Source organism: Stutzerimonas sp. Brlt_14, from assembly GCF_051948915.1.
Lineage (GTDB): Bacteria > Pseudomonadota > Gammaproteobacteria > Pseudomonadales > Pseudomonadaceae > Stutzerimonas > Stutzerimonas stutzeri.
On sequence record NZ_JAYJLM010000003.1, the window covers coordinates 662984 to 681849 of the forward strand.

The following is an 18866-nucleotide window of genomic DNA, read 5'->3' on the forward strand; positions in this document are numbered from 1 at the left end:
CCCCAGCGGCTCCTTTTTTTCGAGCCAGTGTCTGCCAGGGAGCGGTTCAATTTCCGAGCTGTGGAGAATCTAGATGGGTATCGACCCGGTAGTGCTGTTCTTCGTCTTCGGCCTGTTCGCCGGACTGGTGAAGAGCGAGTTGAAGTTGCCACCAGCGCTCTACGAGACGCTGTCGATCGTGCTGCTGCTGGCGATCGGTCTGCATGGCGGGGTGGAGCTGGCCGAGCAGGCCAGTGCCGCGTTGCTCGGCCAGTCGCTGCTGGTGCTGGCGCTGGGCGTGCTGCTGCCGATCCTGGCGTTCGTCCTGCTGCGCAGCCTGCGCTTCGACCGGGTCAACGCCGCGGCGGTGGCGGCGCACTACGGTTCGGTGAGTGCCGGTACCTTCGCCGTGGTGGTGGCGTACCTGGCGGCGCGCGAGGTGTTCTTCGAAAGCTACATGCCGCTGTTCGTGGCGATCCTCGAGATCCCGGCGATCCTGGTGGGCATCCTGCTGGCCAAGGGTGTGTCGAAGGACACCGACTGGAAGGAGCTGGGCCGCGAGATCTTCCTCGGCAAGAGCATCATGCTGCTGCTCGGCGGCCTGCTGATCGGCGCCATTGCCGGCAAGGAGGCGATCAAGCCCCTCGAACCGCTGTACACCAGCATGTTCAAACCGGTACTGGCGTTCTTCCTGCTGGAGATGGGCCTGATCGCCTCCGGCCAGCTCGGCTCGCTCAAGCGTTACGGCGTCAAGCTTGCCGCCTTCGCCCTGGTAATGCCGCTGATCGGTGCGCTGATCGGCGCGCTGCTGGCGCGCTTCATGGGGCTTTCGCTGGGCGGCACGGCAATGCTCGCCACGCTGGCGGCGAGTGCGTCCTACATCGCGGTGCCGGCGGCGATGCGTCTGGCGGTGCCGGAGGCCAATCCGTCGCTGTCGCTGACCGCATCGCTGGGCATCACCTTTCCGTTCAACATCCTGATCGGCATTCCGCTCTACCTGGCCCTGGCCGAGCGGCTGATCGCCTGGGGGTTCTGACATGAACGCGCACAACCGAACACTGCTGACCGTGATCTGCGAGGCGGCTCTGGAACACAAGCTGGAAGCCGACCTGAAAACCCTGGGTGCCCCGGGCTGGACCCTGTCCGACGCTCGCGGCAGCGGCAGCCGCGGGGTACGCAGCGCCGGCTGGGACACCGATGGCAACATCCGCCTGGAAGTGATCTGCAACCGCGAGCTGGCCGAGCGGATCGCCGAGCACCTGCAGGCGCGCTACTACGCGAACTTCGCCATGGTCTGCTACCTGGCCGAGGTGGAAGTGCTGCGCCCGGAGAAGTTCTGAGCCGCGCTGTGATGCCATGGCCCGCGCGGGCGTCCATCCTCCACCAGGACCGATGGAGCTGACGATGCACGCGCTGTTGCAGGAGATTCTCGACGGGGTGCGCCCGCTGCTCGGGCAGGGCCGTGTGGCCAGCTACATCCCGGCCTTGGCCGACGTGGCGCCCGATCAGCTGGGCATCGCCGTGTGCAGCGCCGACGGCGAGCTGTTCCACGCCGGCGACGCGCAGACGCCGTTCTCGATCCAGAGCATTTCCAAGGTGTTCAGCCTGGTGCAGGCCATCGGCCATCGCGGCGAATCGCTATGGGAGCGCCTCGGCCACGAACCCTCCGGGCAACCGTTTAATTCGCTGGTGCAGCTGGAGTTCGAACGCGGCCGGCCGCGCAATCCGTTCATCAACGCCGGCGCGCTGGTGATCTGCGACGTCAACCAGTCGCGCTTCGCCACGCCCGAACTGTCGATGCGCGACTTCGTCCGGCACCTGTCCGGCAACCCGCTGGTCATCTCCGACACCCGGGTGGCCGAGTCCGAGTACCAGCATCGCGCACGCAATGCCGCCATGGCCTACCTGATGCAGTCGTTCGGCAACTTCCACAACGACGTCGAGGCGGTACTGCGCAGCTACTTCCACCACTGCGCGCTGCGTATGAGCTGCGTCGATCTGGCCCGTGCGTTCGGCTTCCTCGCCCGCGACGGCGTCTGCCCGCAGGGCGGCGAGGCCGTGCTCACGCCGCGCCAGGCCAAGCAGGTCAACGCCATCATGGCCACCAGCGGCCTCTACGACGAGGCCGGCAACTTCGCCTACCGGGTCGGGCTGCCCGGCAAGAGCGGTGTCGGCGGCGGCATCGTCGCGGTGGTGCCGGGGCGCTTCACCGTCTGCGTCTGGTCGCCCGAACTGAACGCCGCCGGCAACTCGCTGATCGGCATGGCCGCGCTGGAGGCGCTGTCGCAGCGCATTGGCTGGTCCGTATTCTGACGCGCCGTGATGGCGCCTACCCTTGCAACTGGAGAGAAGTGAACATGAGCGACGACAAGACGGGCGAAACCGCCCAGGAGGCCCTCGACCACATCGTCTCAGGCGTCAAGCGCTTCCGCGAAGAGGTGTATCCGCAGCAGCGCGAACTGTTCGAGAAGCTCGCCTACGAGCAGAAACCCCGGGCGATGTTCATCACCTGTGCCGACTCGCGGATCATCCCGGAGCTGATCACCCAGAGTTCGCCCGGCGACCTGTTCGTCACCCGCAACGTCGGCAACGTGGTCCCGCCGTACGGGCAAATGAACGGCGGCGTGTCGACCGCCATCGAATTCGCCGTGATGGCCCTCGGCGTACAGCACATCATCGTCTGCGGCCATTCCGACTGCGGTGCCATGAAGGCGGTGCTCAATCCCGCGCAGCTGGAGCGGATGCCGACGGTCAAGGGCTGGCTGCGACATGCCGAGGTGGCCAAGATCGTCGTGGAGCAGAACTGCGGCTGTGCCGACCACAACACCCTGGGCATCCTCACCGAGGAGAACGTGGTCGCGCAGCTCGACCACCTGCGCACCCATCCTTCGGTGGCGGCGCGGTTGGCCAGCGGTCAGCTGTTCATCCATGGCTGGATCTACAACATCGGCACCAGCGAGATCCGCGCCTACGACGCCGAGAAAGGCGAGTTCCGCATGATCGGCGACGGCCCACTGCCAATGGCCACGCCACGCGCCCGCTATCAGGCGAGCTGAGGGCTCAGCGGCTGCCGGCCAGCGTCTTGCCGCGGTTCTGGATCAGGTAGCAGAGGTCCGGTGTCTTGCTGCAGCCGGCGTAACCTTCGGCGATCACCTCGTCGAGGGCTTTCTGCAGACGGTTCACCACGGCATCGGGGGTATCCGGACTCAGCGCCAGGTACAGCGGTTCGCTGCGAAAGCTCAGCGCCACCTGCAGCTGGCCTTCCTCGACGCCCTGCTGCCGGGCGAAGTAGCGCCACACCGGATCGGCCACGGCCCAGAGGTCGATGCGCCCGGTCAGCAACTTGCGCAGGTTTTCGGCATCGTTGAGGCTGTTGCTGGTGCGGATGCCCTGACTCTCCAGAAACAGGCTGACGGTGCCGTTGGCATGTCCACCGATCTGGTAGCCCTGGGCCTGGGTCAGGCTGTCGAACTTCAGGCCCTTGCCGGCCGGCGCCAGCAGTACGCTGTCATGGTGTGCCAGCGGCCCGACCCATTTGAACTGACCGGCGTTCTGCGGCGTGCGCGCCACCGAGAACAGACCGTGGGCGGGCTGCTGCTGGGTCTGTTCGTAGAGCCGGCTCCAGGGGCCACGCAGGGTCAGGTTGTAGGAGACGCCGGCGCGCCGGAAGATGTCGCGCACCGTATCGGCAGCGATTCCCTGCACGTCGTCGCCGCGGGCGAAGCCCTTGCTGTTGGGCCCCATGTTGAAAGGCGGGAAACTGTCGGTCTGCAGGGTGATCGGGTAGTTGGCGGGCAGTTCGGCCCGGACGCTGAACGCAGCACTGACGAGCAGGGCGAACAGCGCCCGGGCAGTTCGGGATCTGGCCATGGCATCGGCTCCTTGACGCATTTTTTTGTAGTTGTTGGCGCATCAGAGAGTAGCGGTGCCGGGCGGGTCTCGCCAGTCAACAGTGCGGCTGCCGATCGGCGCCGCAGGCGTTTCACCGGGGGCTGGCGTCAGCCCGCCATTTCGCCGCACAGGTCACGGCAGAACCAGTGTTCCACCTGGGCCTGGTCGAGGCCGGCGGCGAGCAGGGCGAACAGCTTGCCCAGAGCCGCTTCGCGAGTCATGCCGCCGCCGGAGACCAGCCCGGCATCACGCAGCGCGCTGCCGGCAGCATAGACCCCGAAATCCACATGGCCGCCCGGGCACTGGCTGATCGCCGCCAGCACCACGCCCTGGCGGTGTGCCTGGCGCAGCGCCGCGACGAACTCGGCGTCGTCCGCCGGCCCGGTGCCGCTGCCGTAGCATTCCAGCAGCAGCGCCTGGGCGCCGCTGGCCACCAGCGCCCGGACCTGTGCCGCGCCGACGCCGGGATACAGCGGCAGCACCATGACCTGCGCCAAGTGCTGCGGCAGCAATGCCGGCGCTCGCTCGGCGGTGGCGTTCGCCAGGCGCTGGCGCGGCGCTTCGGCGAAGGCATCAAAGGCGTCGCTGCGCAGCTTGCTGACCCGCGCACCGTGCAGCAGCGCACCGTTGAAGTACAGCTGCACACCGCTCACCCGGCCGGCCTGCAGGGCGCGCATGGCGCCGAACAGATTGGGCCAGGCATCACTGCTCTCGCTACCGGCCGGCAGCATGGCGCCAGTGAGCAGTACCGGTACGGGCAGGTCGAGCAGCAGAAACGACAGCGCGGCGGCACTGTAGGCCAGGGTGTCGGTGCCATGCAGCAGCAGGACGGCATCGCAGCCCCCCGCAGTCACCGCGCTGCGGATGCGCTCGGCCATTTGCTGCCAGTGGCGTGGATGCATGTTGGCGCTGTCCAGCAGCGGCTGCAGCTCGTCGAAGGTCCAGTCCGGCAGCGGCCCGGCCTCGTGCGCCTGCTGTTCGCGCATGCGGGCTTCGAAGCCGGAGGCCGGCATCAGCCCGGCGGCGCTTTGCTGCATGCCAATGGTGCCGCCAGTGTAGAGGACCAGCAGGCGTTGGATAAATGGGTTCACGCGCGCTCCTCGCTGGTCGGCGCAGGTCGTCGGGAAATCGGGCGGGTGGGCTGGCCACCCGCCGTCGCATGTTAACGGAGCGGCGGGTGACCGGCCTGTCGCGTCGCGGTCAGCGCCGCGCGGAGGCGTCCGTCGTGGCAGAGGCATTGGCCTGCCACACGGCCGGATCGAGGTCCAGATCGGCGTAGTTCTTCGGATCGAGCACGGGCTGCTCGATGCCGGCGCGGATCTGGCTGTCGTAGTCGCGCATCAGGCGCAGGCCGACCTTGAACAGCAGGGCCACGGCGATCAGGTTGGCGATGGCCAGCAGGCCCATGGTGACGTCGGCGAAGGCGAACACGGTGCCCAGGTCCTGCACCGACCCCCACAGCACGAGGATGATCACCAGCACGCGGTAGATCACCACCGGGGTGCGCTTCTCGGTGAAGAAGCCCAGCGCGTTTTCGCCCAGGTAGTAGTTGTAGATCAGCGTGGTGAACACGAACAGCAGCAGTGCGACGCTGACAAACACCCGGCCCCACTCGCCAACGACGGCAGCGACGGCGGTCTGGGTCAGCACCACGCCGGCCTGGTCCATGCCCGGCTCGTAGACGCCGGAGAGCAGGATGATCAGCGCGGTGCAGCTGCACAGGATGATGGTGTCGATGAACACCGACAGCGACTGCACGATACCCTGCGCCACCGGGTGCTTGACCTCGGCCACCGCAGCGACGTTCGGCGCACTGCCCAGGCCCGCCTCGTTGGAGAACAGGCCGCGCTTGACGCCCATCAGAATGGCCGCGCCGATACCGCCGGCGAAGGCCTGCTCGAGGCCGAAGGCGCTACGGAAGATCAGGCCGAAGGTTTCCGGAATCGCGCTGAAGTTGCTGCCGATGACGAACAGCGCCATGCCCAGGTAGGAAAACGCCATGACCGGCACCAGCACGTCGGCCCACTTGGCGATGCGACGGATGCCGCCGAAGATGATGCCGCCGATCACCAGGGTCAGGGCGATGCCGCTGGCCACGGTGGGTACGCCGAAGGTGTCGTGCAGCGAGCTGGCGACGGTGAACGACTGCACGGCGTTGAAGCCGAAGCCGAAGGTCATCAGCAGCAGGATCGACACCAGGATGCCCAGCCAGCGCTGGCCGAGGCCGTGCTGGATGTAGAACGCCGGGCCGCCGCGATAGGTGCCGTCGGGCTCGCGACGCTTGTACAGCTGTGCCAGCGAGCATTCGAAATAGCTGGTGGCCATGCCCACCAGCGCCACCACCCACATCCAGAAGATCGCGCCCGGGCCGCCGAGCATGATCGCCACGGACACGCCGGCGATGTTGCCCGCGCCGACCCGGCCGGCTACCGAGAGCATCAGCGCCTGGAAGGAAGAGAGCTGTCCCGGCTGCCGCTCGAAGGCGTGGCCGAAGATCGTGAACATGTTGCCGAAATAGCGGAACTGGACGAAGCCGGAACGGATGGTGAAGAGCAGACCCAGACCGATCAGCATGACGATCAGCAGTTTGCTCCAGATAAGGTCGTTGAGAAGGTCGAGCATGGCGATGTTCACCTTGTTGTCGTTGTTAGGGCGTCCGGCGCGCGCCGCTGCGCCGTGCAAGCGGGGGATGTTTCAACAGCAGGGCGTGCGGAGCAATTTCGCGGCTGGCCGCGATGTGGCGCGACCTGATGCTACAATGGCGACACTCGCGCCAGATCAGGGCCATCTCCTGTGACCTCCCACCTTGCTGAAAATCTCAAGCTGCTGTGCAGCCACTACCGGTCCATCGCCGAGGTGTGCCGCAAGCTCGCCATCAATCGCGCCCAGTTCAACAAGTACCTGGGCGGGCAGAGCCGGCCGACGCCGTTCAACCTCAAGCGCATCGGCGACTTCTTCGGGGTCGAAGGCTACGAGCTGGAAATGCCGCCCGAGCAGTTCGCTCGGCTGATCGGCGCCCGCCATCCGGAAGCCCAGGCAATGCCGCGCAGCGACCCGCTGCTGAGCCTGCTGCAGCCGTTGCGCGAGCACGCCTCCAGCCTGTCGCGCTACTGCGGCTACTACTTCGAATACGCCAACTGCATGTCGGTACCGGGCAGCGTGCTGATCTCCCTGGTGCATCTGCGCGAGGAGGACGGCCTGTACCTGTTCGAGCGCCAGGAGCGCCAGGAGCGCGCCAGCCCGACGCTCGGCCAGGCCGAGGACTGGGTTCGCTGTCGTTACTTGGGTGCTGCGTTCGGCCTGCAGGACCGCCTGTTCCTGATCGACTACGAGTCGCTGACGCTCAACGAGATGAGCCAGACCATCCTCATTCCCAGCTTCAAGAGCCGCATCACCCGCCTCAACGGGCTGAAGACCGGCGTCTCCTCCGGTGACCGCCGTACCCCGGCCAGCACGCCGGTGGTGTGGGAATATCTGGGCAGCGAGATCAACCGCGTCAGTGCCTACCGCCAGGTGATGCTCTACAGCCCGGACGACCCGCGTATCGACCCGGACATCCGCGAGCGTCTGGCGACGCCGCGTGTGGAGAACGGGCTGTTCGGCATCGAGTGAGTCGTGCGTCCTCACTCCTTGTTGCTGCTGTCGTATACCGCGCGGTCGAGTTCGGCTTCGCTGCGACCGACCAGGGTGGTGGTCATCAGGTCGCCGGCGACGTTCACCGTGGTGCGCGCCATGTCGAGGATGCGGTCGATCCCGGCGATCAGCGCCACGCCTTCGAGCGGCAGGCCGGCGGCGGTGAGCACCAGGCCGAGCATGATCAGCCCGGCGCCGGGAATGCCGGCGGTGCCGATGGAGGCCAGCGTCGCGGTGAGGATGATCATCGCGTACTGCCCGGCACTGAGGTCGATGCCGAAGGCCTGGGCGATGAACAGTGCGAGCACGCCCTGGTAGATCGCCGTGCCGTCCATGTTGATCGTGGCGCCCACCGGCAGTACGAAACCGGCCACACCCTCGGACACGCCGAGGTTCTTGCGTGCGCATTCGATGGACACCGGCAGCGTGCCGGAGCTGCTGGACGTACTGAAAGCCACTGCCAGCGCCGGGGCGATGCCCTGGAAGAAACGCAGCGGGTTGAGCCGCCCCAGAAGGCCGAGCAGCCCGCCGTAAACCAGCAGCACATGGGCGATGCTGGCCAGGTAGATCACGCCGATCACGCCCGCCAGCGGCAGCAGCACTTCGGCGCCATGGCTGCCGACCACGCCGGCGGTCAGGGCGAAGACGCCGATCGGCGCGACGCGCATCACCAGGTCGGTGAGCTTGTAGAAGGTCTCGGCCAGCGCATCGAACAGGCGCACCGCCGGCGCGCCGCGCTCGCCGATCAGGTTGATGCTCACACCCAGGGCAATGGCGAAAACGATGATCTGCAGAATGTTGCCTTCGGCAAAGGCGGTGACCGGGTTGGATGGCACCAGGCCGACCAGGATCGACACCAGCGAGGGCGCCTGCTTGGCCTCCTGGGTGCCGCTGGCGACCATGTTCATCCCTTCGCCGGGGCTGAACAGCGCGCCGAACAGCAGGCCGATGCTCACCGCAAAGGCGGTGGTCACCAGATAGATGGCGATGGTCTTGAGGCTGATGCGCCCGAGCTTGGCGCTGTCCTGCATCGAGGTGATGCCAGCCACCAGCGAAACGAACACCAGCGGCACGATGAGCATCTTGATCGCGTTGAGAAACAGCGTGCCGACGGGGGCCAGCAGCTGCGCATCCGCGCCGAAGGCCATGCCGGCGGCGACGCCGAGGGCCAGGCCGATGAGAATCTGCTGCCAGAGCGGCAGGCGGACGAGCAGGCGCAGGGGAGCGGAGAGGGTCGTACTCTGAGTCATGGGTCTTCCTGTTGTTTTTATTGTGCGAACGGGCCGGGCTGGCGGCCCGTAAAGCAAGCGCCCGGCTATATGCCGGGCGCAGGGAGCGATCACACCGCCAGCGGGGCCAGGCGTGGCGCGATCATGTTTTCAGGGCGCAGGATCTCGGCCAGCATGGCCTCGTCCAGCAGCCGCTCTTCGCGCACCAGCTCCAGCACGCTGCGGCCGCCGAGCAGGGCCTCACGGGCCAGGCGAGTGCTGTTGTCGTAGCCGATGTAGGGATTGAGCGCGGTGATCAGGCCGATGGAGCTTTCCATCAGCTCGCGGCAGCGCGCTTCGTTGGCGGTGATGCCTTCGATGCAATGCTCGCGCAGCATGTCCATGGCGCGCTGCAGCAGGCGGATCGAATCGAACAGCCTGTAGGCGATCAACGGTTCCATGACGTTGAGCTGCAGCTGCCCGCCTTCGGCTGCCATGGTCAGCGCCAAGTCGTTGCCGATCACTTCGAAAGCGACCTGGTTGACCGCCTCGGGGATCACCGGGTTGACCTTGCCCGGCATGATCGAGCTGCCCGGCTGGCGCGGTGGCAGGTTGATCTCGTTGAAGCCGGTGCGCGGGCCGCTGGAGAGCAGGCGCAGGTCGTTGCAGATCTTCGACAGCTTCACCGCCAGGCGCTTGAGCATGCCGGAGAACAGCACGAACGAACCCATGTCCGAGGTGGCCTCGATCAGGTCGGCGGCCTGGCGCAGCGGCTGGCCGCTGATCTGGGCCAGGCGCTGCACGGCGATGGCCTGGTAGCGCGGGTCGGCATTGATGCCGGTGCCGATGGCGGTGCCGCCGAGGTTCACTTCCAGCAGCAGCTCCGGGGCGAAGCGGCGCAGGTGCTGCAGGTCTTCGCCCAGGGTGGTGGCGAAGGCATGGAATTCCTGACCGAGGGTCATCGGCACCGCGTCCTGCAGCTGGGTGCGGCCCATCTTCAGCACATGGGCAAAGGCGTGGCCCTTGCCGGTCAGCGCCTCGCAAAGGCTCTCCAGGCTGGCCAGCAGCGTGTCATGGCCGAGCAACAGGCCCAGGCGAATGGCGGTGGGATAGGCATCGTTGGTGGACTGCGCCATGTTCACGTCGTTGTTCGGGTGCAGGTACTGGTATTCACCCTTGGCGTGGCCCATGGCCTCAAGACCCAGGTTGGCGATCACCTCGTTGGCATTCATGTTGGTCGAGGTGCCGGCGCCGCCCTGGATCATGTCCACAACGAACTGCTCGTGGAACTCGCCGCGAATCAGTCGCGCGCAGCCCTGGCTGATGGCCACGTGCTTGGCTTCGGGCAGGTAGCCCAGCTCGCGATTGGCATCCGCCGCCGCCTGCTTGACCATCGCCAGGGCCACGATCAGCTTCGGGTAGTGCGACAGCGGCACGCCGGACAGGCGGAAGTTGTGCAGTGCGCGCAGGGTCTGGATGCCGTAATAGGCCTCGGAGGGAACGGGGAGGGTGCCAAGCAGGTCTTTTTCGATTCGCGATGATGCAACTTCGGACATGATGGTAACGTGGCTCGGATAGGCGCAGGCAGTGCTGCAGTGGCCCTAAAATAAGGCCTGCGGGGCGTGTGCGGCCAATGCCGTTGCTGGCTGTCCCATGCCGAAACGGCATAATGAGCGTGTGACTTCCCGTTCGTCGCCATCGTATCGAGGAGCTTCATATTGAATCTGGAAACCAAGTGGCTGGAAGACTTCGTCGCCCTCGCGGCAACCCGCAGCTTCTCCCAGGCGGCGCAGCGCCGCTTCGTCACCCAACCGGCGTTCAGTCGGCGCATCCGTTCGCTGGAAGAGGCCCTGGGCCTGCAACTGATCAACCGTTCGCGCACGCCCATCGAACTGACCGAGGCCGGCCAGCTGTTTCTGGTCAGTGCGCGCAACATGGTCGAGCAGCTCGGCGAGGTGGTGCGTCACCTGCACCATGTCGAAGGCCAGCAGGGCGAGGTGCTGCAGATTTCCGCGGCGCACTCGCTGGCGCTGGGCTTCTTCCCGGCGTGGATCGCCGGTCTGCGCAACGATGGGCTGAATCTGGCCACCCGACTGATCGCCACCAACGTCGGCGAGGCGGTGCATGTGCTGCGCGAGGGCGGCTGCGACCTGATCCTCGCCTACTACGATCCGGATGCCGCGCTGCAGCTCGACCCGGAACTGTTTCCCTCGCTGCACCTGGGCCGTACCGAGATGCTGCCGGTCTGTGCAGTCGGCGCCGACGGCATGCCGCTGTATGACGTCGACAGTGGCCAGACCGTGCCCTTGCTGGCCTACAGCGCTGGTGCCTTTCTTGGCCGTTCGGTGAACCTGCTGCTGCGCCAGCGCGCGTTGCGCTCGACTACCGTCTACGAGACAGCCATGGCCGACAGCCTGAAAAGCATGGCGCTGCAGGGGCTGGGGATCGCCTGGGTGCCGCGGTTGAGTGTGGAGCCGGAACTCGAGCGCGGCGAGCTGGCGATCTGTGGCGGCGAGCAGTGGCGAGTGCCGCTGGAAATTCGCCTGTATCGCTGCTCGCTGATGCGCAAGGGGGCGGTGCGCCTGCTTTGGCGACGACTGGAGAGCCGGGTACCCGGGGGTGAATAGAGCCGGGGCAGAGCGGGACAAGGGGCGATTTAACGAATGCATATGACGAAAAGTTGGCGCGATCGAGTATTTACGGCAACTTTTTGTTGATAGTTGAGTGGTAACTTTTCGCATTCACGCTGTCTTAGGTCTGCAATCCGTGCCATGGCCAGGCCGGATCCCTAGCCAAGGAAAGACAGCCGTGAACCACGACTTCGACGCCGCCGTGCCCCAATCGGGGTCGGCTTGCCCTGCGCCCGACTCCGACTCTGTCAGCGCCGAGTCCACCACCCTGTATGCGGCATTCGCCCAGCTGGCGAGCCGCGTACCGGAGCAGCCCGCCGTGCTCTCCACGCGCTACGCAGCGCTGGATCACCGCGGCCTGCAACAGGTGATCGAGCAGACCCGCCGGCAGCTGCGCCAGGCCGGTTTCGGCCGCGATGCGCGCATCGGTGTAATGCTGCCGGAAGCGCCGCAGGCCGCGGTCGCCATCATCGCCATCGCCTGTTCGGCGGTCGCCGTACCGCTCGATCCGCGCCTCGGCACGGCCGAGCTGGACCAGTTCCTCCAGCAGCTTCCGCTCGATGCGTTGCTGATTGCCAGCGATGGCGACCAGCAGGGGCGACGCGCCGCCGAACGCCACGGCCTGCCATTGATCAGCGCCGAGGCGGCGGAAGACGGCTCGCCGGCGCTGCAACTCGCGATGCCGGTCGCGGCACAGCCTGCACCGGATGAGCTGCCGGAACCGGACGCCCCGGCGTTCATCCTGCGCAGCTCGGGCACCACCGCGCTGCCCAAGCTGATTCCCTTCACCCATCGCAACATGCTGACCGCCGCGCGCAAGTGGCAGCGCTGGTTCGGCCTGAATGACGGCGATCGTTGCCTGTGCGTTTCGGCGCCTTACTACTCCCACGGCCTGAAGGTCACCATCCTCACGCCGCTGCTCGGCGGCGGTAGCGTGGCCTTTCCGCTCAGTCCGGCGGTGGTGGACGTGCATGAATGGTTCGAGACGCTGCGGCCGAGCTGGTATTCCGCCGGGCCGGCGTTGCACCTGGCGATCCTCGAGGCGGCCCGCGCGCATCCCGAGGGCCTGGGGCGGCAGCGGCCGCGTTTCGCTTCTTCCGGCGGCGCCCCGCTGGGGCAGGAGATCATCGACAGCTTCGAGCGCACCCTGGGCTTCCCGCTGCTGGAACACTACGGCTCCAGCGAGGCCGCGCAGATCGCCGCCAACACCCCGGACGCGCGCAAGCCCGGCACGGTCGGGCGTCCCTGGCCGGAGACCCTGAGCATCGTCGGCGAGGACGGTCAGCCGGTCGCCCCTGGCGAGCGCGGCGAGATCCGCGTGCGCGGCGCCACGGTGATGCCTGGCTACCTCGGCGACGAGACACTCAACCACGAGGCGCTGCGTGACGGCTGGTTCCACACCGGCGACATCGGCAGCCTCGATGAAGAAGGCTTCCTGCACCTGCACGGGCGTCTGCGCGAGGTGATCAACCGCGGTGGCGAGAAGGTCAGCCTTTCGGAAGTCGATGCCGCGCTGCTGCGCCATCCGGCCGTGGCCGAAGCCGCGGCGTTCGGCGTACCCCATCAGCGCCTCGGCCAGGACGTCGCCGCGGCCGTGGTACTGCGTCCGGCAATGGCGGTGACGGGCGCCGAGCTGCAGCGTTTCCTGCGCGACGAGCTGGTCTACTTCAAGGTGCCGCGGCGTGTGCAGATCGTCGAGGCATTGCCGCGCGGGCTGACCGGCAAGGTGCTGCGCCATCGCCTGGCCGACGACTACGTCCAGCAGCGCAGCGAGCGTGCCCGGCTGGCGACCGGCGCGGTCGCGGCTTCGCAGCTGGAACAGGACGTGCTGGCCATCTGGAGGCGCCTGCTGAAGACCGATGCGGTCGGCCCTGAGGACAACTTTCTCGACAGCGGCGGTGATTCGCTGCTGGCCACCGAGATGCTCACCGAACTGGAACAGATGCTCGGTCGGGTGATTCCCGAGTCGGTGCTGGTGGACGCCGAGACGGCCCGCGAGCTGGCGCTGCGCCTGGAAAACCTGGCTTCGCACGTCATCCCGGTGATCGACTTCAACGCCCAGGCCGGACGGCAGTCGCTGTTCTGGTTCCACGGCGATTTCGCCCACGGTGGCTATTACATCCGGCGCCTGGCGCGCCTGCTCGGGCCGCAGCAGCCGCTGACCGCCATCGCGCCGCATGGCATGGGCGACGAGGCGATCCCCGAGTCGGTGCAGCAGATGGCCCGCGAGCGCCTGCCACTGATCCTCGAACGCCAACCGCAGGGGCCATATCGCATCGGTGGCTACTGCAACGGCGCGCTGGTGGCCTTCGAGGCCGCGCGCATGCTTCGCGAGGCCGGCCACAGCGTGGAGATCGTCGCGCTGATCGATCCGCCGACGGCCAACGTGCGGCCCTGGTCGCGGGTGATCCTGCGCAGCCTCGATCGCGTCCTGCCGGACATGTACCTGGCGCGGGCCTACGAGGCCCTCAGCCGCTTCGGTGAAACCAGCAAGTGGCCCTATCCCAAGCGCATCGCCAACCTGGCCTGGAAGGTCGCGCGGCGCAGCGTGCGCATGGTGCGCGAGCGCCTGGCCGGCCATGTGCCGACGCCGCCCACCGCGCGTGACCGCGAGGTGCGCGCGCGCTTCCTGCGCTACTCGCTGGTGATGGCGCGCTACCTGCCCGAGCGCATCGACGCACCGGTGGTGTACTTCTCCGCCGATTACACCAGCCGCGCCTGGCGCAACATGGGCACCAGCTTCGAGAGCTACGACGTGCTCGGCGACCACCACCGCTGCGTGAAGGACTACACCGCCTCCATCGCCACGCCACTGCGCGCGTTGCTGGAGGATTCGGCTGCGGCGATGCCTGGTCAGAGTGGCTTGATGTTGCCGCTGACCGAGCCGGGTGAGCGCGATGGCCTGGTGCCCTGATCATGCACGTGTCGAGCCCGCTGCTGCCGCACAGCTTCCCGCGTCCCTCGGTAACAGGAGTAACCGCATGAAACGCTCGATCGCCACCGTATCCCTGAGCGGTACCTTGCCGGAGAAACTGGAAGCCGTGGCCGCCGCCGGCTTCGATGGCATCGAGCTGTTCGAGAATGACCTGCTCTATCACTCCGGCAGCCCGCAGGACATTCGTCGACGCTGCGAGGACCTGGGGCTCGAGATCACCCTGTTCCAGCCGTTTCGCGATTTCGAGGGCTGCCCGCGCGAGCGCCTGCAGCGCAACCTCGACCGCGCCGAGCGCAAGTTCGATCTGATGCAGGAGCTCGGCGCCGAACTCATGCTGCTGTGCAGCAACGTGCAGGCCGACGCGCTGGGCGACCGCGAAACGCTACTCGGCGACCTCGCCCTCATCGCCGAGCGCGCCGGCGCTCGCGGGCTGCGGGTCGGCTACGAAGCGCTGGCCTGGGGCCGCCACGTGAAGACCTGGCGCGATGTCTGGACGCTGGTGCGGCAGGTCGATCATCCGGCGCTGGGGGTGATTCTCGACAGTTTCCATACCCTGGCCCTGGGCGACGATCCGAGCGGCATCGTCGAGATTCCCGGCGAGCGGATCTTCTTCGTGCAGCTGGCCGATGCGCCCGTGCTGGCCATGGACGTGCTGGAGTGGAGCCGGCACTTCCGCTGTTTCCCCGGTCAGGGCGAATTCGACCTGGCAGGGTTCCTCGCGCCGGTGCTGCAGGCCGGCTACAGCGGGCCGCTGTCGCTGGAGGTGTTCAACGACGGGTTTCGCGCCGCGCCGCCCAGGGGCATCGCCGCCGATGGTCTGCGTGCGCTGTTGCACCTGGAGGAGCTGACCGGCCAGCGTCTGGCGACCAGCGCCAGCTCGGCGCCAGCCGCCCAGGCGCTGTTCGCACCGCCACCCGCGCCCCGTTACGAGGGTATCGACTTTCTCGAGTTCGCCGTCGACGAGCCTCATGCCGCGCGCCTGGGCAACTGGCTGCAGCAGCTGGGCTTCGCCCACGTCGGCCAGCACCGCTCGAAGGAGGTACAGCTGTACCGCCAGGGCGAGATCAACATCGTGCTCAACGCCGAGCCGTATTCCTTCGCGCACAACTACTTCGAGGCGCACGGCCCCTCGGTGTGCGCCATGGCGCTGAAGATCGATGACGAGGCCTCGGCCCTGGCGCGCGCCTGCGCCTTCGGTGGTCAGCCCTATCGTGGGCTGATCGGGCCGAACGAGCGGCAGATTCCGGCCGTGCGTGCGCCGGACGGCAGCCTGATCTATCTGCTCGAGTCCGGCGCGCCGGGGCAGAGCAACTACGACATCGACTTCCGCCTGCACGCCGTCGCGTCAGCAGGCACTGGCCTGCAGCGCATCGATCACATGGCCACCGCACTGCCGGCCGAGAGTTTGGCCAGCTGGGTGCTGTTTTACCGCAGTCTGTTCGACTTCGAGGCCGACGACGAGCTGCTGCTGCCCGATCCCTACGGCCTGATGAAGTGCCGCGCCATGCGCAGTCCCTGCGGACGGGTGCGGCTGCCGCTCAACACCTCGCAGGACCGCGACACGGTGATCGCCCAGGCGCTGTCCAGTTACCGCGGCGCCGGCGTGCACCATGTGGCATTCGCCTGCGACGACATCTTCGCCGAGGTCGCGCGGGCGCAGGCGGCCGGAGTGCCGCTGCTGAAGATTCCGCGCAACTACTACGATGATCTGGCCGCGCGCTTCGATTTCGACGACGCTTTGCTCGCCGAGCTCGCCCGCTACAACGTGCTGTACGACCGCGATGCCGACGGCGGCGAACTGTTCCACGTCTACACCGAGCCGTTCGAGGGGCGTTTCTTCTTCGAGATCCTGCAGCGCTGCAACGACTACGCCGGTTACGGAACGGCCAACGTGGCGGTACGCCTGGCCGCCATGGCCAAGCAATGCCGCCGCGCTGCCCCGGCCACACGTGTCATGGCCAGCGCCGGCTGATGGTTCATTAGCCAAAGGCCCTAGCTTGTGGCCGCGGCAGCGATGCTATGATCGCGAGCGGCCCGCCCCCTTGCGGATTGCCTGTTTCGTGCGGCCGCTGGAGCCCTGTCGTGCCCACCCCAAAACCAATCGGCCTGCGTCAATGGATCTGGCGGGCTTTCGTTCGCAGTGCGCTGATTCCACTGGTGTTGGTGGAGGCGGGGCTGATTGCCATCTACCTGCTGACCAACAGCGCGATCCGCGACGCCCAGATCGAGCACCTGCGCGAGACTGCGCTGAACGACCTGCAGGCGTCGGCCAGCCTCGAATCGCGCCTGGTCAGCGAGCAGCTCAGCCAGATCGGCGCGCTCACTCAGGTGTATCGCAACCTCACGGCCCAGGCGCTGCACAGCGGCGAGCCAGCGGCACTGCCAGAGCTGGCGCTGAGCGCCGATGGCGTGCGCTACAGCCCGGAAAACAATGGCGGTGCCGCGGTCTTCTACTCCGGAGCGACGCCCGCCGAGCGCCACGATCTGGAGAAGATCGCGCGGCTGCGACAGCTCGAGCCGCTGATGAAGGAGATCGAGGCGCGCAATCCGCTGATCGCCAGCCTCTACTTCAACAGCTGGGACAGCTTCAACCATATCTACCCGTGGTTCTTCACCCTCGACCAGTACCCGGCGGACATGGATATCCCCAAGTACAACTTCTATTACCTCGCCGATGCCGAGCACAACCCGGAGCGCGGCGTGGTCTGGACCGATGTGTACCTCGACCCGGCCGGACATGGCTGGATGATGTCGGCGATCGCACCGGTCTACCGCGACGATTTCCTCGAAGGCGTGGTGGGCATCGACATCACCGTCAGCGGCATTCTCGAACAGATCGGCCAGCTGCAGGTGCCTTGGGGCGGCTATGCCATGCTGGTCAGCGACGACCTCACGATCATGGCCCTGCCGGAGCCCGGGGAGACGGATTTCGGCCTGGCCGAGCTGACCAACCATTCCTACCTGGATGCGATCCGCAGCGAGATGTTCAAGCCCGAGGACTTTCGCCTCGATCGACGTCCCGAAACGGCCGAGCTGGCCGCGGCGATATCCGGCGCCGCCAGCGGCGTGCAGCAGGTGATGCTCGGCGGCAGGCCGCAGCGGGTGGCCTGGACCACCGTGGCGCAGACCGGCTGGCATCTGCTGACGGTGGTCGACGAGGCCGCGGTGTTCCGTCAGACCAATGCCCTGGCCAGCCGCTATCGGCAGATCGGCTACCTGCTGATCGCCGGCCTGGTGCTGTTCTACATCGGCTTCTTTGCCCTCATGTGGCTGCGTGCGCGCCAGCTCAGCCAGGCGCTGCTGACGCCCATCGCCGGCATCTCGCGGATGCTCGGCGAGATCGGCCTGGGTCGCTGGCGGCCTGAGCCGCTGCAGGCGCAGATCCGTGAACTCGACGAGATGTCGCGGCACACCCAGGAGATCGGCAGCCGCCTGGCCTACAGCGAGTCCGAGCGCTGGGAAGCGCAGCGGCGCCTGGAACTGGTGCTGGAAAGCGCCACCGAGAGCCTCTGGGAGTACGACATGGCGAACCATTCGCTGCGCGTACGTGGCGCGATGGTGGCGCGCTTCGGCCTTCCGTCCGGGCAGCTCAGCGACAGCGATTTCCGTCAGCGCATCCACCCGGACGACCTGCCCCAGGCGCTGGCGCAGATCGAGCGGGTGCGCGAGGGGCTGCAGCAGCGCTACGAGGCCAAGTACCGCTTCGCCGACAGCATGGGCGGATACCACTGGCTGCTCAGTCGCGGGCGCGTGCTCGAGCATGATCCGGACACCGGCGCGGCGCGCGTGCTGGCCGGCACCCATGTGGACATCGATGCACTCAAGCGGGTCGAGGAGGAGCTGCGCGAGGCAACGCTGCAGGCCCAGGCTGCCAGCGAAGCCAAGGGCCGGCTGCTGTCGGGCATCAGCCATGAGCTGCGCACGCCGCTCAACGCCATCCTCGGCTTCGCCCAGCTGATGCGCATGGACTGCGACGATGAAAGCCAGGCCGAGGCGGCCGAGTACCTCGACGAGATCCTGCTGGCCAGCCGGCACCTCAATCAGCTGCTGGGGGAAATCCTCGAATGGTCGAGCCTGCAGAACGAGCCGGCGCAGCTCGAGCTGCAGCCGGTGAACGTCTGCGAGCTGATGCGCGAATGCGCCGAGCTGGTCTCGCTGGACATCCAGCAGCGTGGGCTGCGGCTCGACCTAAGCCTGCCGGACGAGCGCCTGCTGGTGCTCGCCGAGCCGCGGCGGCTGCGCCAGGTGCTGTTGAATCTGTTGTCCAACGCCATGAAGTACAACGTGCCCGAGGGGCACATCAGCCTGCGTGCCGAGACCAGCCCGAGCCATGTACGGCTGCTGGTGGAGGACACCGGTCTGGGCATCGACCCCGCGCAGCAGGCGCAGGTGTTCGAGCCCTTCCAGCGGCTCGGACGGGAGAACAGCATGATCCAGGGCACCGGTATCGGCCTGTCGCTGTGCCTGGAGTTCGCCAGGCTGATGAACGGCCAGATGGGTCTGCACAGCGAGCCGGGCGTCGGCAGCCGTTTCTGGATCGAGCTGCCACGGCTGGCGCCGGCCGCATCGAGCTAGCGGCCCGACCATGCG

14 protein-coding genes are annotated in these 18866 nt (G+C 67.1%); 9 read left to right on the forward strand and 5 right to left on the reverse strand.

Going from position 1 to position 18866, the window contains the following annotated elements; genetic code table 11:
• Positions 1 to 73: 73 nt before the first annotated feature.
• From VF716_RS10170 to VF716_RS10185, 4 genes are all read left to right on the forward strand, one after another.
• Positions 74 to 1015 (forward strand): sodium-dependent bicarbonate transport family permease, encoded by a 942-nt coding sequence (locus VF716_RS10170; RefSeq protein WP_017245951.1) that lies wholly within the window; start codon positions 74 to 76, stop codon positions 1013 to 1015.
• 1 nt (position 1016) lies between these two features.
• The gene (locus VF716_RS10175) at positions 1017 to 1319 is read left to right on the forward strand and encodes a P-II family nitrogen regulator (protein WP_014595482.1); all 303 of its coding nucleotides are present in this window, start codon (positions 1017 to 1019) and stop codon (positions 1317 to 1319) included.
• A 64-nt stretch (positions 1320 to 1383) separates the two neighbouring features.
• The gene (gene glsB / locus VF716_RS10180; protein WP_020307968.1) at positions 1384 to 2292 is read left to right on the forward strand and encodes a glutaminase B; all 909 of its coding nucleotides are present in this window, start codon (positions 1384 to 1386) and stop codon (positions 2290 to 2292) included.
• Between the two features lie 44 nt (positions 2293 to 2336).
• Complete coding sequence (locus tag VF716_RS10185) at positions 2337 to 3035, forward strand: carbonic anhydrase (RefSeq protein ID WP_011911437.1); 699 nt, start codon at positions 2337 to 2339, stop codon at positions 3033 to 3035.
• Between the two features lie 4 nt (positions 3036 to 3039).
• On the opposite strand, the gene VF716_RS10190 is transcribed toward VF716_RS10185, so the two are convergent.
• From VF716_RS10190 to VF716_RS10200, 3 genes are all read right to left on the reverse strand, one after another.
• Positions 3040 to 3849: a substrate-binding periplasmic protein gene (locus tag VF716_RS10190; RefSeq protein ID WP_125856162.1), complete on the reverse strand. Its 810-nt coding sequence runs from the start codon at positions 3847 to 3849 to the stop codon at positions 3040 to 3042.
• Between the two features lie 128 nt (positions 3850 to 3977).
• The gene (locus VF716_RS10195) at positions 3978 to 4961 is read right to left on the reverse strand and encodes an asparaginase (protein ID WP_125856161.1); all 984 of its coding nucleotides are present in this window, start codon (positions 4959 to 4961) and stop codon (positions 3978 to 3980) included.
• A 109-nt stretch (positions 4962 to 5070) separates the two neighbouring features.
• Positions 5071 to 6492 carry an alanine/glycine:cation symporter family protein gene (locus VF716_RS10200; RefSeq protein ID WP_020307965.1) on the reverse strand — a complete coding sequence of 474 codons (1422 nt, stop codon included), beginning with the start codon at positions 6490 to 6492 and terminating at the stop codon, positions 5071 to 5073.
• A 171-nt stretch (positions 6493 to 6663) separates the two neighbouring features.
• Between VF716_RS10200 and VF716_RS10205 the strand changes: the two genes are divergently transcribed.
• Entirely contained in the window at positions 6664 to 7482 is an 819-nt protein-coding gene (locus VF716_RS10205; RefSeq protein ID WP_014595486.1) for a helix-turn-helix domain-containing protein, read from the forward strand.
• Between the two features lie 11 nt (positions 7483 to 7493).
• Here VF716_RS10205 and VF716_RS10210 read toward each other — a convergent pair whose 3' ends face one another.
• On the reverse strand, positions 7494 to 8753 hold the full coding sequence (locus VF716_RS10210) for a dicarboxylate/amino acid:cation symporter (protein ID WP_049341272.1): 1260 nt from the start codon (positions 8751 to 8753) through the stop codon (positions 7494 to 7496).
• 89 nt (positions 8754 to 8842) lie between these two features.
• Positions 8843 to 10267, reverse strand: a complete 1425-nt coding sequence (locus VF716_RS10215) for an aspartate ammonia-lyase (protein ID WP_111481781.1) — start codon at positions 10265 to 10267, stop codon at positions 8843 to 8845.
• Between the two features lie 162 nt (positions 10268 to 10429).
• On the opposite strand from VF716_RS10215, the gene VF716_RS10220 reads away from it, so the two are divergent.
• The 4 genes from VF716_RS10220 to VF716_RS10235 all read left to right on the forward strand — a co-directional run bounded on the left by VF716_RS10220 (position 10430) and on the right by VF716_RS10235 (position 18851).
• Complete coding sequence (locus tag VF716_RS10220; RefSeq protein ID WP_125885821.1) at positions 10430 to 11338, forward strand: LysR substrate-binding domain-containing protein; 909 nt, start codon at positions 10430 to 10432, stop codon at positions 11336 to 11338.
• Between the two features lie 181 nt (positions 11339 to 11519).
• Positions 11520 to 14255, forward strand: coding sequence for an AMP-binding protein (locus tag VF716_RS10225; RefSeq protein ID WP_440552642.1), 2736 nt, complete (start codon positions 11520 to 11522; stop codon positions 14253 to 14255).
• Positions 14256 to 14322: 67 nt separating this feature from the next.
• Positions 14323 to 16248, forward strand: coding sequence for a bifunctional sugar phosphate isomerase/epimerase/4-hydroxyphenylpyruvate dioxygenase family protein (locus VF716_RS10230; RefSeq protein WP_440552644.1), 1926 nt, complete (start codon positions 14323 to 14325; stop codon positions 16246 to 16248).
• A 110-nt stretch (positions 16249 to 16358) separates the two neighbouring features.
• Positions 16359 to 18851 (forward strand): ATP-binding protein, encoded by a 2493-nt coding sequence (locus tag VF716_RS10235; protein ID WP_440552646.1) that lies wholly within the window; start codon positions 16359 to 16361, stop codon positions 18849 to 18851.
• Positions 18852 to 18866 lie beyond the last annotated feature (15 nt).